This window comes from Sphingopyxis sp. (assembly GCF_035998905.1).
In the GTDB taxonomy this organism is placed as follows: Bacteria; Pseudomonadota; Alphaproteobacteria; order Sphingomonadales; family Sphingomonadaceae; genus Sphingopyxis.
Genome location: NZ_DASYHG010000005.1, coordinates 1 through 13,915, shown reverse-complemented (window position 1 = coordinate 13,915; position 13,915 = coordinate 1). Strand labels below are relative to the sequence as shown.

General features: G+C 64.2%; 10 protein-coding genes and 1 riboswitch. Of the genes, 4 read left to right on the top strand and 6 right to left on the bottom strand.

The window, feature by feature from the left end:
- Nucleotides 1–47 precede the first annotated feature (47 nt).
- The 4 genes from VGN62_RS00585 (at nucleotide 48) to VGN62_RS00570 (ending at nucleotide 7,525) form a co-directional block, all read left to right on the top strand.
- Nucleotides 48–2,330, top strand: coding sequence for an autotransporter assembly complex protein TamA (locus VGN62_RS00585; RefSeq protein WP_327450117.1), 2,283 nt, complete (start codon nucleotides 48–50; stop codon nucleotides 2,328–2,330).
- Nucleotides 2,330–6,559, top strand: coding sequence for a translocation/assembly module TamB domain-containing protein (locus VGN62_RS00580; protein WP_327450115.1), 4,230 nt, complete (start codon nucleotides 2,330–2,332; stop codon nucleotides 6,557–6,559). Before VGN62_RS00585 ends, VGN62_RS00580 begins: the two co-directional genes overlap by 1 nt.
- The gene (locus tag VGN62_RS00575) at nucleotides 6,559–6,780 is read left to right on the top strand and encodes a hypothetical protein (RefSeq protein WP_327450113.1); all 222 of its coding nucleotides are present in this window, start codon (nucleotides 6,559–6,561) and stop codon (nucleotides 6,778–6,780) included. The genes VGN62_RS00580 and VGN62_RS00575 overlap by 1 nt, the downstream gene beginning before the upstream one ends.
- Nucleotides 6,759–6,936: riboswitch (yybP-ykoY riboswitch) on the top strand. Its footprint overlaps the gene before it by 22 nt.
- Nucleotides 6,937–6,952: 16 nt before the next feature.
- The gene (locus tag VGN62_RS00570; RefSeq protein ID WP_327450112.1) at nucleotides 6,953–7,525 is read left to right on the top strand and encodes a TMEM165/GDT1 family protein; all 573 of its coding nucleotides are present in this window, start codon (nucleotides 6,953–6,955) and stop codon (nucleotides 7,523–7,525) included.
- Here the strand turns inward: VGN62_RS00570 and galE are convergent.
- The 6 genes from galE to VGN62_RS00540 all read right to left on the bottom strand — a co-directional run bounded on the left by galE (nucleotide 7,522) and on the right by VGN62_RS00540 (nucleotide 13,113).
- A complete protein-coding gene (galE, locus tag VGN62_RS00565) occupies nucleotides 7,522–8,538 on the bottom strand; it encodes a UDP-glucose 4-epimerase GalE (RefSeq protein WP_327450110.1) in 1,017 nt (338 codons plus the stop codon). The two genes, VGN62_RS00570 and galE, sit on opposite strands and share 4 nt — an antisense overlap.
- Nucleotides 8,539–8,601: 63 nt before the next feature.
- Nucleotides 8,602–9,474, bottom strand: a complete 873-nt coding sequence (gene rfbA / locus VGN62_RS00560; RefSeq protein ID WP_414713235.1) for a glucose-1-phosphate thymidylyltransferase RfbA — start codon at nucleotides 9,472–9,474, stop codon at nucleotides 8,602–8,604.
- Complete coding sequence (gene rfbD, locus VGN62_RS00555) at nucleotides 9,471–10,382, bottom strand: dTDP-4-dehydrorhamnose reductase (protein ID WP_327450106.1); 912 nt, start codon at nucleotides 10,380–10,382, stop codon at nucleotides 9,471–9,473. Before rfbD ends, rfbA begins: the two co-directional genes overlap by 4 nt.
- Nucleotides 10,375–11,436: a dTDP-glucose 4,6-dehydratase gene (gene rfbB / locus VGN62_RS00550; RefSeq protein WP_327450104.1), complete on the bottom strand. Its 1,062-nt coding sequence runs from the start codon at nucleotides 11,434–11,436 to the stop codon at nucleotides 10,375–10,377. Before rfbB ends, rfbD begins: the two co-directional genes overlap by 8 nt.
- On the bottom strand, nucleotides 11,433–12,005 hold the full coding sequence (gene rfbC / locus VGN62_RS00545; protein ID WP_327450102.1) for a dTDP-4-dehydrorhamnose 3,5-epimerase: 573 nt from the start codon (nucleotides 12,003–12,005) through the stop codon (nucleotides 11,433–11,435). Before rfbC ends, rfbB begins: the two co-directional genes overlap by 4 nt.
- An 82-nt stretch (nucleotides 12,006–12,087) precedes the next feature.
- On the bottom strand, nucleotides 12,088–13,113 hold the full coding sequence (locus VGN62_RS00540; protein ID WP_327450164.1) for an NAD-dependent epimerase/dehydratase family protein: 1,026 nt from the start codon (nucleotides 13,111–13,113) through the stop codon (nucleotides 12,088–12,090).
- Nucleotides 13,114–13,915: the final 802 nt, after the last annotated feature.

The window sequence follows — 13,915 nt, the reverse complement described above, 5'->3', positions numbered from 1 at the left end:
AAAAATCTGAAAATTCCTGTGTATCGTCATGGCGCCCGTCCGCGCGCATGCGCCCGCTGCTGATCGGTGCAACCTCCTTCCTGTGTCTCGCATGGGCAGGTGCGGCACACGCCCAGCAGGTCGAGCCGCCCAAGGTCGTGCCGACACTGGAAACCCCGGTGAACGAGCCGATCGCGGCGCCTTCGCCGCCACCTCCCGACGTCGTGCTGCCCGAAGTCGCGCCGATCATCAGCGACGAGGAATTCGAGAAGGCGATCCCCTCGATCGGCGTCGAGGACGATCCCGAACTCGACCGGCCGCTCGAATCCATCGCCGATTTCGAAAAGCGCGAGGCCGCCGAAGCGGCGAAGCGCGCGCAGGCGACCGCCGACGGAACGGTGGAAACGCTGCCCCCGCAGGTCGATGGCGTGCCGGTTCCGGCGCTGGCCGATGGCGATGCGGTCGAAGCGATCGGCGACGCGCCGATCAGCGACAGCGAACTGGCGGCGCCGTTGCCACCGCTCGAGAACTTCGACGTCGAACCGGTCCAGTTTGCCGAGGCCGAGGACGAGAAGGACAATGTCAGCGTCGCCTATCTGGTGAAGGTCAACGGTCTCGATCCCGCCGACGAGAGCACCGATGCCGACCTCGCCGACCTGTTCGGCGATCTCTCGGCGCTCTACGACGGCGACGGCAAGGCCGACAATACGGCGATGGTCCGTGCGCGCCTCACCGCGGATGGCGAACTGATGCAGCGCATCCTCGCATCCGAAGGCTATTATGACGCGGTGGTCGACACGCGCATTGACCGCGGCGCGCGCGCGGAAGGGCAGGCGCGCCAGCCCGGACAGCCGCTGACAGCAGTCATCGATGTAAAGCCCGGCAAGCGCTACACGCTCGCCGACATCATCGTCGACGCGGCGCCGACGATCCCGCCGACGCTCATCGCCGACAATTTTCCGCTGAGCGTGGGCGAGCCGATCGTCGCGCAGCGCATCCAGGGCGCCGAGGCGGCGATCGCGCTGAAGCTGCCGCAGGAAGGCTATCCGTTCGCCAAGGTCGGGCAGCGCGACATATTGCTTGACGGCGCGACGGGCGACGGCGTCTACACGCTGCCGGTCGATATCGGCAAACGGTCGCGCTTCGGGGGGATCGAAACGACGGGCGACCTCGCGTTCGATGCCAAGCATGTCGAGGTCCTCGCGCGGTTCAAACGCGGCGACCTGTATGACAGCCGCAAGGTCGACGACCTGCGGCAGGCGCTCGTCGCGACGGGGCTTTTCTCGACGGTCGCGGCCGAACCCCAGCCGACCGGCGAGAGCGCGGGCGACGACACCGAATATGTGACGATGCTCGTAACCCAGCAGAAGGGGCCGCCGCGGACGATCGCGGCCAGTGCGGGTTATGGTACGGGCGAGGGAATCCGGCTCGAAGGGAGCTGGACGCACCGCAATTTCCTGCCGCCCGAAGGTGCGTTGACCTTCCGCGGCGTGATCGGGACGAAGGAACAGGGCATCGGCGCGACGCTCCGCCGGTCGAACGCGGGGCGACGCGATCGCACCCTCGAGCTCGTCACCGAGGTGACGCGCAACGACTATAATGCGTTCGAGGCGATCACCGGCCGCGTTGCCGCGCGGGTCAGTTATGATTCGACGCCGATCTGGCAGAAGAAATTCACCTATGCCTATGGCGTCGAACTGCTCGCGTCGCGTGAAGACGATTATGATTTCGCGGCGGGCGAGCGCAAATATGATTTCTATACGATCCTCGGCCTGACCGGACAGGTCGGGATGGACCGCACCGACAGCCTTCTCGATCCGACCAAGGGGTTCCGCATCACCTCGCTGATCCAGCCCGAAGGTTCGCTCGCGGGGCGTTTCTCGCCCTATGCGCGCCTCCGTACCGACATCAGCGGCTATTATCCGGTGACCGACAGCATCGTGCTCGCGGGGCGCGTTCGCGTCGGGTCCATCCTTGGTGCGGCGCGCGAACGCCTTGCGCCGTCGCGCCGCTTCTACGCCGGCGGCGGCGGCTCGGTACGCGGTTTCGGTTATCAGGAACTCGGGCCGAAGGACCCGAACGACGACCCGATCGGCGGCCGCAGCGTCAACGAGATGGCCGTCGAGGCGCGCTATCGCTTCGGCAATTTCGGTGTCGTCGGCTTCGTCGATGCGGGGCAGGTCTATCGGTCGTCGGCGCCGACCTTCCAGAACTTGCGCTTCGGGGCGGGCATCGGCGCGCGCTATTACACCAATTTCGGCCCGATGCGCTTCGATATCGCGACCCCGATTGGGCGCAAGCCGGGCGAATCGCGCGTGAGCGTCTATGTCTCGATCGGGCAGGCCTTCTGATGGCCGCCGACGAACCCCTGGCCACCGAAGTCGCCGCGCCGGACAAGGCGCGTTCGTGGCCGCTCACCATCCTGCGCTGGATCGGGCTGACCTTGCTCGGGCTCGTCCTGCTCTTCGCGCTGTTCCTCGTCGGGTTGAACAGCGATGCCGGGCGGCGTTTCGTCGTGACCCAGATCGAGAAATATGAATTCGAAAACGGGATGAAGATCGGCATCGGCCGGCTCGACGGGTCGCTGTACGGCCGGATGGTCATCCGCGATTTCACCCTGTCGGATCCCAAGGGCGTTTTCCTCGCGTCGCCCGAGGTGCGGGTCGACTGGCGACCGATCCGCTATCTCGCGAACCATGTCGACGTCCGCTCGGCCACCGCCGCGACGATGACGATGCGGAAATTGCCCGAGTTCAAGGTCGTCCCCGATACGGGCGAGCCGTTGCTGCCCGATCTCGACATCGACGTCGGCACGCTTCGCGTCGATCGCTTTATCTTCGAGGCGCCGGTTGCGGGCGAGCGGCAGGAAGCGAAGATCGCCGGCAAGATCGCGATTGCCGACCGCCGTGCGCAGGTGACCGCCAACGCCGAAACGATCGGGGCGAAGGCGAAGGGCGACACGCTGAAATTGTTGCTCGACGCCGTGCCCGAGGAAAACCGGCTGGCGGTGACGCTCGACGTCAATGCACCGCAAGGCGGCGTTCTCGCCGCGATGGGCGGGTTCAAGGAACCGCTGACCGCGAAGCTCGACGGGCGCGGCGACTGGAAGGCGTGGAACGGAAATCTGACCGCAAACCTCGGCGCCGCGCCGCTCGCGCGCGTCGCGCTGACGGGTCGCGACGGCACCTTCACCGCGAAGGGGAGCGCGCAGCCGTCGCGACTGCTGACCGGGCCGATGGCCGAGATGCTGGGCACCGAGACCGCGATCGACCTCACCGCGCGGCTCAACGAACGCAAGGCCGATATCGATGGGCGCCTGTCGTCCGATGCCGCGCGGCTCGGGATCAGTGGCGGGGTCGATTTGGGCGCCAGCCGCTACGACGGGTTGCAGCTAGCGGCTAACATCCTGCGCCCCGGGGCGATTGCCCCCGCGTTGCGCGCCAATGGCCTGCGCGCAACCGCGACGCTCGACGGCGCATTCGATTTGCCGACGGTCGAATATCAGGCGAACGCCAACAGCCTCGCGGTCAATGACATCGTCGTCGAGGGGCTCAGCCTTGCGGGCAAGGCGCGCGTCGACGCCGACCAGATCGTCATTCCGGTTGCGGGCCGCGCATCGCGCATCCGCGGCCTCGACACCGTCGCGGGCGGGACGTTGGTGCAGGTGCGGCTCGACGGTGACCTCGCGTACAGCAACGGGCGTATCCTCAGCGACAATCTGCGCCTGCGCTCGCCGCGCATCGATGCCAAGGCGATCGTCATCGCCGACCTCAACAAGGGCTTCTACACCGGGGCGATCGACGGGCGGATCAACGACTACCGGATCGAAAGCGTCGGCATCTTCGACATCGAGACCGATGCCGATCTGAAGACCGCGCCGCGCGGCGGGTTTGAAATCGTCGGCCGCGTTCGCGCGCGATCGACGAAGCTGTTCAATTCGGGGGTGCGCGATTTTCTCGGCGGCAATGCGACCGCGTCCAGCGACGTGCGCTACGGCACCGACGGCATCGTCCGCTTTGCGAACCTCCGGCTTTCGGCGCCGCGCCTGCGTGTGACGGGTGGGCAGGGGAGCTATGCCCCGAACGGCCAGATCCGTCTGAATGCGCGGGCGAATTCGACCGATTACGGGCCCGTCGGGGTCGAGCTTGCCGGGACGATCAGCGACCCGCGCGCGGTGGTGACCGCCGCGCGGCCGGGGCTGGGGATCGGACTCGCCAATCTCGTCGCGCGGATCAACGGCGCCCCGAACGGCTATCGTCTCGCGGCGACCAGCGACACCGACTATGGGCCGCTGTCGGCGGACGTCGTGCTGCTGATGGCAAAGGGGCCGCTCACCATCGATGTCGAGCGCGGCGACCTGTCGGGCATCGGTTTCAACGGGCGGCTGGTGCAAAGCAAGGCCGGACCGTTCGAGGGCCAGCTCAACGCATCGGGGCAGGGGCTCGGTGGTCTCGTCCGGCTAAGCGCTGCAGGGAAATATCAGGCCGCGGCGATCAACGTCCGCGCCAACGACGTTGTTCTCCCCGGACCGGCGCAGCTCGCGGTGGGGTCGGCGATCGTCGATGCCGACGTTACCCTGTATGACCAGCCGCACATCGTCGCCGACATCCAGGTCGCCGAAACGCAGATTCGCGAATATGATATCGCGGTCGCGCGGGTGAAGATCGATTATCGCGATGGCAGCGGCAAGGCGCAGGCGCTGGTCGAGGGGACCAGCGGCGTGCCGTTCCGGATCGCCGCCAATGCCGATCTCAAGCCCGAACTTTGGCGCGCATCGGTGCAGGGCCGCGCGACGGGCATCAATTTCCGCACGACCTCGCCCGCGCGGATCATCCCGGGCGCCGACGGTTATGAGCTGCTGCCGACGACGGTCAGCCTCGGCCGCGGCAGTAGCGCGCGGATCGCCGGGCGCTTCGGCGACGGCATCATGCTCCAGAGCCGGCTCGACCGCGTGAACATGGCGATCCTCAACGCCGTCTATCCCGACATGGGGCTGGGCGGCCGGGCATCGGGGAGCCTCGATTTCGAACAGGCCAATTCGGACAGCTTCCCGCGCGCCGATGCGCGGCTGACGATCGAGGACTTCACGCGCACGACCGCCGTGTCGATCAGCCAGCCGGTCGATGTCAATTTTGCCGGCAAGCTGCTCGCCGACGGCGGCGAGGCGCGCGCAGTGATGCGCAAGCGCGGCAGCGTGATCGGGCGGATGCAGGCCTCGCTGCGCCCGCTGGGTCCCGGCGCGGGCGGCTGGACCGAACGGCTGATGGCCGCGCCGCTCGGCGGCGGTATCCGCTATAACGGTCCCGCCGACACACTTTATTCCTTCTTCGGCCCCGCCAACCAGCATGTGTCGGGGCCGGTTGCGGTTGCGGCCGATTTCAGCTGTTCGGTTTCCGACCCTTGTCTGCAGGGCGTCGTGCGCGGCAAGGACATGGTCTACGAAAACCAGACCTATGGCACGCGGCTGACCAATATGGTGGTCGCCGGCCGCTTTACCGGCAACCGGCTCGAGATCGAGCAACTCACCGCGAAAGCCGGCGACGGTACCGTCCAGGCGAAGGGCTTTATCAGCCTCGCATCCGCCGACGGCTACCCGATGAACATCTCCGCGACGCTCGACAATGCACGCCTCGCCAAGAGCGAGAATATCGCGGCGCGCGCGACGGGCAATCTGACGCTGGAAAAGGTCGCGGGGCAGACAGCGTTGCTTTCGGGCAGCCTTCGCCTTCCCGAGACGCGTTACAAGATCGTGCGCGAGGGCGCGGCGCAGGTGCCGGTGCTGACCGGCGTGCGGCGCAAGCCGCCCGCGGGGCGTCCACGGGTCAGCGGCGACGGGCTCGCCGCCGTCGGAGGCAGCCTGTTCGACCTCATCCGCCTCGATATCGCCCTGAAGGCGCCCGACGAAATCTATGTCTCCGGCATGGGGCTCGAATCCGAATGGAAGGCCGATATCGTGCTGCGTGGCACCACCGAGGCACCGCGCGTGACCGGCGAGATCGAACTGGTGCGCGGGACGCTTGGGTTCGCGGGCCGTTCGTTCGAGCTTCAGGAAGGCCGGGTGACCTCCCCGACGGGCGATGCCTTCGATCCGGCGATCCGCCTGCTCGCAAGCGATACGATCGAGACGGTGACGGTGAGCGTCAGCGTCACCGGCCGCGCGAGCAATCCGCAGATCGCCTTCTCGAGCGTCCCCGGCCTGCCGCAGGACGAAATCGTCTCGCGCATCCTGTTCGGCGATTCGATCACGACCCTGTCGCCGTTGCAGGCGGTCCAGCTCGCTGCGTCGCTCAACACGCTCAGCGGCAGCGGCGGGGGATTGAGTCCGCTCGGCGCGCTCCAGTCGGCGACGGGGATCGACCGGCTGCGTGTCCTGGGTCCCGACGACACGATCGGACGGGGCGCCGCGCTCGCCGCCGGGCAATATATCACCAAGGATATCTATATCGAGGTGATCACCGACGCGCGCGGCTATACCGCGACGCAGCTCGAGATCAGCCTGACCCCCGCGCTGTCGTTGCTCAGCCAGGCGGGCGGTTCGGGGCAAACGAACCTCAGCGTCCGCTATCGCAAGGATTATTGATGCGCGCGGCCGTCTTGCTTGTCCCGCCGCTGCTGCTGCTCGCCGCGTGTAAGGACGAGCCGCGCTTCGAGGAGCGCTACGACAAGGCGGCGAAGGAGATCGAGGCACGCGCCAAGGCGATGGACGCTGACATCGCCGAATCCGAAAAGGCGGACGCCGCCACGCCGGACTTGCCAGAACCGGCTGCGCCGTCTAACGCGCCAAAGTCATCTGGGGAGTAGCCAGCCGTCCTTCGGGGCGGGCCACCGTGTCAACATACTCGGCCGAGAGGTCGTGGCGCGGCGGAAGCGGGGAACCGCTTGGGCGAGACCAATGGCATCGACCTTCGTCCGGGCCGGGCGGCGGGTTTGATGTCTATTGGAATCGCGAAGCCGCTCGGCCCCGGAGTACCCCATGGAAGCCCTGTTTACCTCGACAGCCGTCGTCGCGCTCGCCGAAATCGGCGACAAGACGCAGTTACTCGCGATCCTGCTTGCGACGCGCTTCAACCGCCCCGTGCCGATCATCCTCGGCATTTTGGTCGCGACGCTCGCCAACCATGCGCTCGCCGCGCTGCTCGGCGCGTCGGCGGCGGCTTTCCTCGACAGCCCGGTCTTCCGCTATGCCATTGGCGTGTCATTCGTCGCGATGGCGGCGTGGACGCTGATCCCCGACAAGTTCGACGATGACGAGGCGCCGCGGCCGCGTTTCGGCGCTTTCCTGACGACGCTCGTCGCCTTCTTCCTTGTCGAGATGGGCGACAAGACGCAGGTCGCGACGATCGCGCTCGGGGCGCAATATCACAATGTCGTGACCGTAACCGCGGGGACCACGCTCGGCATGATGATCGCCAACGTGCCCGCGATCTTCCTCGGTCACGAACTGTTGAAGCGCGTCGACCTCGCCAAGGTTCGCATGGTTGCTGCGGGTCTGTTCCTCGTGATCGGCTTGTGGGTGCTGGCGCAGACCGCGGGCTGGTTCGGCTAGTCGGCGTTGCGTCCGGCGAGGGTTCGTTCGAAATTCCAGCTCGATGAGCACATCGCGTCGAGGTCGCGCGCCGCCGTCCAGCCCAGCTCGCGCGCGGCGCGTTCGGGGCTGGCGAAGCAGCTCGCGACATCGCCGTCACGGCGCGGCGCGATGCGATAGGGGATCGGCACGCCGTTCACGCGTTCGAACGCCTCGACCATGTCGAGCACCGAATAGCCCGTTCCCGTGCCGAGGTTCCAGGTCGATAGCGGCTGGCCGGCCTTGGCGATCGCATCGAGCGCGGCGACATGGCCGCCCGCGAGGTCGACGACATGGATATAGTCGCGCACACCGGTGCCGTCGGGGGTGTCATAGTCGTTGCCAAACACCGACAATTCGGCGAGCCGTCCCGCTGCGACGCGGCTGACGAAGGGCATCAGATTGTTCGGGATGCCGTTCGGATTCTCGCCGATCAGCCCGCTGTCGTGCGCGCCGACCGGGTTGAAGTAACGCAGGATTGCGATGCGCCATTCGGGATCGGCGGCGGCGACGTCGGCGAGCATTTCTTCGATCATCAGCTTGGTGCGACCATAGGGGTTGGTCGCCGAGGTTGGATGATTCTCGTCGAGCGGCAGATATTGCGGTTGGCCATAGACCGTCGCGCTTGACGAAAAGACCAGCGTCTTCACGCCGCAATCGCGCATCGCTTCGAGCAGCGACAGCGTCCCGCGGACGTTGTTGTCATAATATTTGATCGGCTCGGCGACCGATTCGCCGACAGCCTTCAGTCCCGCGAAATGAATGACCGCCTTGATTCCGTGTTCGCGCATCACGCGGCGCAGCGCGTCTCCGTCGCGGATATCGCCCTCGACCAGCGGCACCGCGGTCCCGGTGATCGCTTCGAGGCGGTCCATCACCGACGCGTCGCTGTTCGACAGATTGTCGAAACAAACGACCTCATGTTTCTCGGCGACCAGCGCAGCCGCGACGTGGCTGCCGATATATCCCGCGCCGCCCGTCAGTAGAATCTTCATGTCTCGACCTGTCCCTACTCTTGTTCAGCAACGTCGCAGGCGCTGCGGAAGCAGCGCTCGCAATCAGTCTAGTAGCGCGGCCAGATATTTTCCGTAGCCGGTTTTCCCGTGCCGACCTGCGCTGTCGCGGAGCGATGCTTCGTCGATCCAGCCCTGCGACCACGCGATTTCCTCCAGGCAGGCGATCTGCATTCCCTGGCGTTTCTGGACGGTCCGGACGAATTCACCAGCTTCCAGCAGCGTGTCGTACGTTCCGGTGTCGAGCCAGGCATAGCCGCGGCCCAGTCGTTCGCCATATAATGCGCGAGCGTCGAGATAGCGGGAGTTGAGGTCGGTGATTTCATACTCTCCTCGATGCGAGCGCTCCACCGTCCGCGCCAGATCGCACACGCGCTGATCGTAGAAGTAAAGGCCCGTAGCCGCCCAGTTGGATCGAGGCTGAAGCGGCTTCTCTTCGATGCCGACGACGCGGTTTTCGCCGTCGAATTCGAGCACGCCATAAGCGCCCGGATTTTCGACCTGATAGCCGAAGATCGTCGCGACGTTTTCATTTTCCGCGCGTTGCCGCGCGGTGATCAGCATCTGTTTCAGGTTGGCGCCATAAAAGATATTGTCGCCCAGAACGAGCGCTGCCGGGTCGCCGTCCAGAAATTGCTCGCCGATCAGAAAGGCTTGTGCGAGCCCTTCCGATTTGGGCTGGATAGCATATTCCAGCCTGACGCCGATTGCACCGCCGTCGCCGAACAGGCGGCGGTAGTTGTCGATATATTCCGGGCTCGAAATGATCAGGATGTCCCGCAATTCGGCCAGCATCAGAACCGACAGCGGATAATAGATCATCGGCTTGTCATAGATGGGGAGCAGCTGCTTGTTGATCGCGAGCGTCGCAGGATGCAGCCGGGTCCCCGACCCACCGGCCAATATTATACCCTTCATGGTTCGTTTCGCCCCTCTTTCGCGATGATCTCGCCAACCGCTTCGTCGACCGCAAGTTCCCACGATCGCAATTCCAAGCCGAAATCGCGTTGCAAGCGCGCAGTCGACAGCCGTGAATTGGCCGGGCGTACGGCGCGCGTGGGATATTCCGCGCTGACGATTGCTTCGACCCGCGGCGCTGGCCAGCCGAACTCAGCCGCGCGGTTGAAGATCCGTTCGGCCATGCCGTGCCAGGACGTTTCGTTGCGGTTGGCCACATGCCAGATGCCATTGCCTTGGCAGCCGCCGACAATTGCTTCGGTGACGGTGACGATGGCGTTGGCAAGATCCGCAGCATGGGTAGGGCATCCGTGCTGATCGGCGACGATGCGAAGCAGGTCGCGCTCCTTACCCAGCCGGAGCATGGTGCGGACGAAATTGTCGCCGCTCGCGCTGAAGACCCATGACGTGCGCAATATAGCGTGCCGCGCGCCTGATGAGACTACCGCTCGCTCTCCATCGTTTTTTGTCCGGCCATACACATTCTGTGGGTTGGTCGGATCCTCCTCGACATAGGGGGAGGATTTGTCGCCCGAGAACACATATTCGGTAGAAATCTGGACGATCGGAATATCGGCAGCGGCCGCCGCTGCGGCCAATGCAGCCGGCGCGGCGGCATTGATGCGATGGGCGATTTCGGGTTCATCCTCGGCGCGATCGACCGCGGTATAGGCGGCGCAATTCACGATTGCGCACGCGCCGGTCGCCGCGATGAGGGGGCCTGCGTCGAGATGCTCGGCCGAAAGATCGAGCTGATCGCGCGGCGGACAGACGATCCGGACATGCGAAGGCGCGCCGGCTGCCAATGCCCCGCCGACCTGACCGCTTCCCCCCGTTACCAGCCAGACTGCCTCCGCCGGTTCAGCCAACGGACAGCCCCAGTCGCTCGCCACGATAGCCCGAAGCCTTTCGGGCCTCGAGCCAGTCGCCATTCTCCAGATACCAGCGAACGGTTGCCTCCATGCCGCTGGCGAAATCGTGACGCGGTTCCCAACCGAGTTCGCGCCGGATTTTCGATGCATCTACCGCATAACGATAATCATGCCCGGGCCGATCGGCAACGAAGCAAATTTGCTCCTTATGGCTGCGTCCATCCTTGCGCGGAACATCACGGTCGAGCAAGTCGCATAGCGTCTCGACCACCGCGAGATTGGTTTTTTCGGCATTGCCGCCGATCAGGTAGGATTCGCCGGGTACCCCGCGCAGCATGACCTGCGCCAGGGCGCGTGCATGATCTTCGACGTGCAGCCAGTCCCGGACGTTCGATCCGTCGCCATAGACCGGAAGATCATCTCCAGCGAGGCCGCGCAGGATCATCAACGGGATGAGCTTCTCCGGGAAGTGGTACGGGCCGTAATTGTTCGAGCAGTTGGTGATCAGGACCGGTAGATTGAAGCTGTGATACCAGGCGCGGACCAGATGGTCGGACGCGGCCTTGCTGGCCGAATAGGGCGAGCGTGGGTCATAGGGGCTGTGGTCGTGAAACGTCCCCGTGTCGCCAAGCGCGCCGAACACCTCGTCCGTCGAAACGTGATGAAAACGGAAACGCGACCTGGCGGGTTCGGAGAGGCCCCGCCAATAGGCCTCGGCGGCTTCGAGAAGGCAAAAGCTGCCGAGGATATTAGTCCGGATGAAATCGGCCGGGCCGTCGATCGAGCGATCGACATGTGTCTCGGCCGCTAGGTGCATGATCGCATCCGGCTGAAAATCCGCAATGGTCGCCCGGACGGCGGCACTGTCGCAGATATCGGCCTGAACAAAGCGATAGAGCGGTGACGAGGACACGGGGGCCAGCGCCGCGAGATCGCCGGCATAGGTGAGCTTGTCTATCACGAGCGTTTCGAAGCCGAGATCGCCGACAAGATGACGCACAAGCGCAGAGCCGATGAAGCCGGCTCCGCCGGTGACGATGACGCGGGTCATAGGCGGATTTCTTCCAGTTCGGCCAGCGGGTCGCCGGTATAGGTGAATGCCACGTCGCAATGCGACAGGCCCGGCGCTACGACATCCTTGGGTGATAGCAAAGGATCGTTGGTTCCCAGCGGCCAGTCGATCGCCAGCTCCGGGTCATTCCAGGCGATCGCGCCCTCGGCGGCGGGCGCGTAAGTCTCGCTGGCCTTGTAAAGTACATGGACATCGTCGGTCAATGTAATGAAACCATGGGCAAAGCCGACAGGGACATAGAGTTGCTCGCCCCCGGCCGCCGTCAGTGCGGCGCCGACCCAGCGGCCATAGGTGGGCGAGGACGAGCGGATATCGACTGCGACGTCCCATATCGCGCCCGAGGCGCAACGGACCAGCTTGGCTTGAGCATGGGGAGGGGCCTGAAAATGCAATCCGCGGATCGTGCCGGCGCGAACCGAATGGCTATGATTATCTTGAACGAAGCGGTCCGAAATGCCGGCATCCGCCAAGCGGCGGGCATTATATGTTTCACTGAACCAGCCGCGTTCATCGCCGAACCTGGGTATGTGAAGCAGCTTCGGCAGCATGAGGGTCCCTCTGGTCGCCATTACGCGAGTTTCGGTTAGAATCGCCGACTTTTTCCGCCAAATCAATCGCGGATTCCGCCGATCAGGACGTGGGTCCCGGATAGTGGGGACGCTTCGACCATTCCTCGATATACCAGTTCACGAACGCCAAAACGCCGACAGGCATTGGCGTCGTTGGCGCGAAGCCGAGGTCGCGGTTGATGTCGTCGATGTCGGCAAAAGTCTGGTAAACATCGCCGTCCTGCATGGGCATCAGGTTGAGCTCTGCCTTGCAATCGCATGCTTCCTCGATCGCGCGGATCAGGTCAGTGAGCTGCTCGGGGCGGTTGTTGCCAATGTTGTAAAGCCGGTGCGGGGTTGTGAAACCTCCCGGCTTTTGTTGGCCATCGTCGGCGGGCGGACGATCGAGCGCGAGGATGATGCCGTTCACGATATCGTCGATGAAGGTGAAATCGCGCAGCATGTCGCCGTGGTTGTAAACGTCGATCGGCTTTCCTTGCAGAACCGCTTCGGTGAACTTCCACACCGCCATGTCCGGCCGTCCCCACGGCCCATATACGGTGAAGAAGCGCAGGCCCGTTTGGGGAATGCGGAAAAGATGCGCATAGGTTTCGCTCATCAACTCGTCGGCCCGCTTGGTTGCCGCATAAAGTGAGATTGGCGAATCGGCGCGGTCGGCTACGCGAAATGGCGTATCGGAACGCATCCCGTACACCGACGACGACGAGGCATATACCAGATGCGAAATGGCGCTATGGCGCGCCAGTTCGAGAATGTTGAGATGGCCTGAAATGTTCGAATGGACGTAGGCTGACGGATTCTCGAGCGAATAGCGTACGCCGGGTTGGGCGCCGAGATGAACAATCCGATCGACGTTCTTGCCGAACAGGCTGGCCGACAGCGCTTTTGCGTCGCCGAAGTCGACGTTCAGGAAGCTGTAGGCTGTCCCATGCTGAGCCTCGAGGCGCGCGACGCGTGCGCGTTTGAGGTCGAGCGAATAATAGGGCGTGAAATTATCGATCCCGACGACCTGTTCGCCGCGATTCAGCAAGGCCTGCGCGACGTGCATTCCGATAAAGCCGGCCGCACCTGTGATGAGCGTCGTCAATCTTCGTCTCCGAATATTTTGCCGCCGTGGTCGCAACCCATGCCACTCGATCCACGATTGGGCCGAAATTGGCCTCTTGGTTCCACTAGCATCGCAATGGTAAACGTCTCGGTAAGAGAAATGAACCAGCTCCCTAGAGCTTCGAAATGCGGCGATGGATTTGATCGACACCGCCAACCCGGCGCGGCAGGCCGAGCGTTCAATTGCCTTTAGCCCCGGCGTGGTGGGGCGGCAATCTGCGCCAGTACTACATTTCACCTAGTTGCGATCTTGGCGGGGCGCGGACCGTTTAGGTCTGTTAAATTTATCCTTCCGCGGCTCCCGCTTCCGTCTCGTTCGGACGAAGCGGAAACTCGCGGAAACCGTAAAGAATCCAAGACTATAGGACCCGAGATTAGTACACCGTTAAATAGAGTGCGTTGCGCTGATTTACGAACGCTTGCGATACCTTCCGCGCATCTGGTCCCGTCGCTGCGCGCGATGGCGCCGAAAACGGGCAATCAGGTATATTGCGGCGCATACAATGCTCACGATTAGGGCGTAAGCGATCATTGTTCTGGTCTCGATCGGGAGTCTCCTAGCCGCTCTAGATCGCCCCAACTAACCTACTCCCGCCGCTAGAATCGGTTCCCTTGGGGTCGCGCTAAGAATCTCAGCTGAGCCTGTCAAACGGCGTTCAAAAGGGACCCCCGATCGGCGTCGAAGAGGGACCCCTTTTCGGATATGATGTTGGTTTGTTGAAGATGGCCTTGCGCTGCGTGCGGCGGAGGGCGGGCGTAGCCCGACCGGAGGCGCGCGCAGC

What these genes read in the sequence shown, in the direction of transcription:
- VGN62_RS00580 (WP_327450115.1), top strand. Translation starts at nt 2,330, where the DNA reads ATGGCCGCCGACGAACCCCTGGCCACCGAAGTCGCCGCGCCGGACAAG.
- galE (WP_327450110.1), bottom strand. Translation starts at nt 8,538, where the DNA reads ATGAAGATTCTACTGACGGGCGGCGCGGGATATATCGGCAGCCACGTC.
- rfbC (WP_327450102.1), bottom strand. Translation starts at nt 12,005, where the DNA reads ATGCTGCCGAAGCTGCTTCACATACCCAGGTTCGGCGATGAACGCGGC.
- VGN62_RS00585 (WP_327450117.1), top strand. Translation starts at nt 48, where the DNA reads ATGCGCCCGCTGCTGATCGGTGCAACCTCCTTCCTGTGTCTCGCATGG.
- rfbA (WP_414713235.1), bottom strand. Translation starts at nt 9,474, where the DNA reads ATGAAGGGTATAATATTGGCCGGTGGGTCGGGGACCCGGCTGCATCCT.
- VGN62_RS00575 (WP_327450113.1), top strand. Translation starts at nt 6,559, where the DNA reads ATGCGCGCGGCCGTCTTGCTTGTCCCGCCGCTGCTGCTGCTCGCCGCG.
- VGN62_RS00570 (WP_327450112.1), top strand. Translation starts at nt 6,953, where the DNA reads ATGGAAGCCCTGTTTACCTCGACAGCCGTCGTCGCGCTCGCCGAAATC.
- rfbB (WP_327450104.1), bottom strand. Translation starts at nt 11,436, where the DNA reads ATGACCCGCGTCATCGTCACCGGCGGAGCCGGCTTCATCGGCTCTGCG.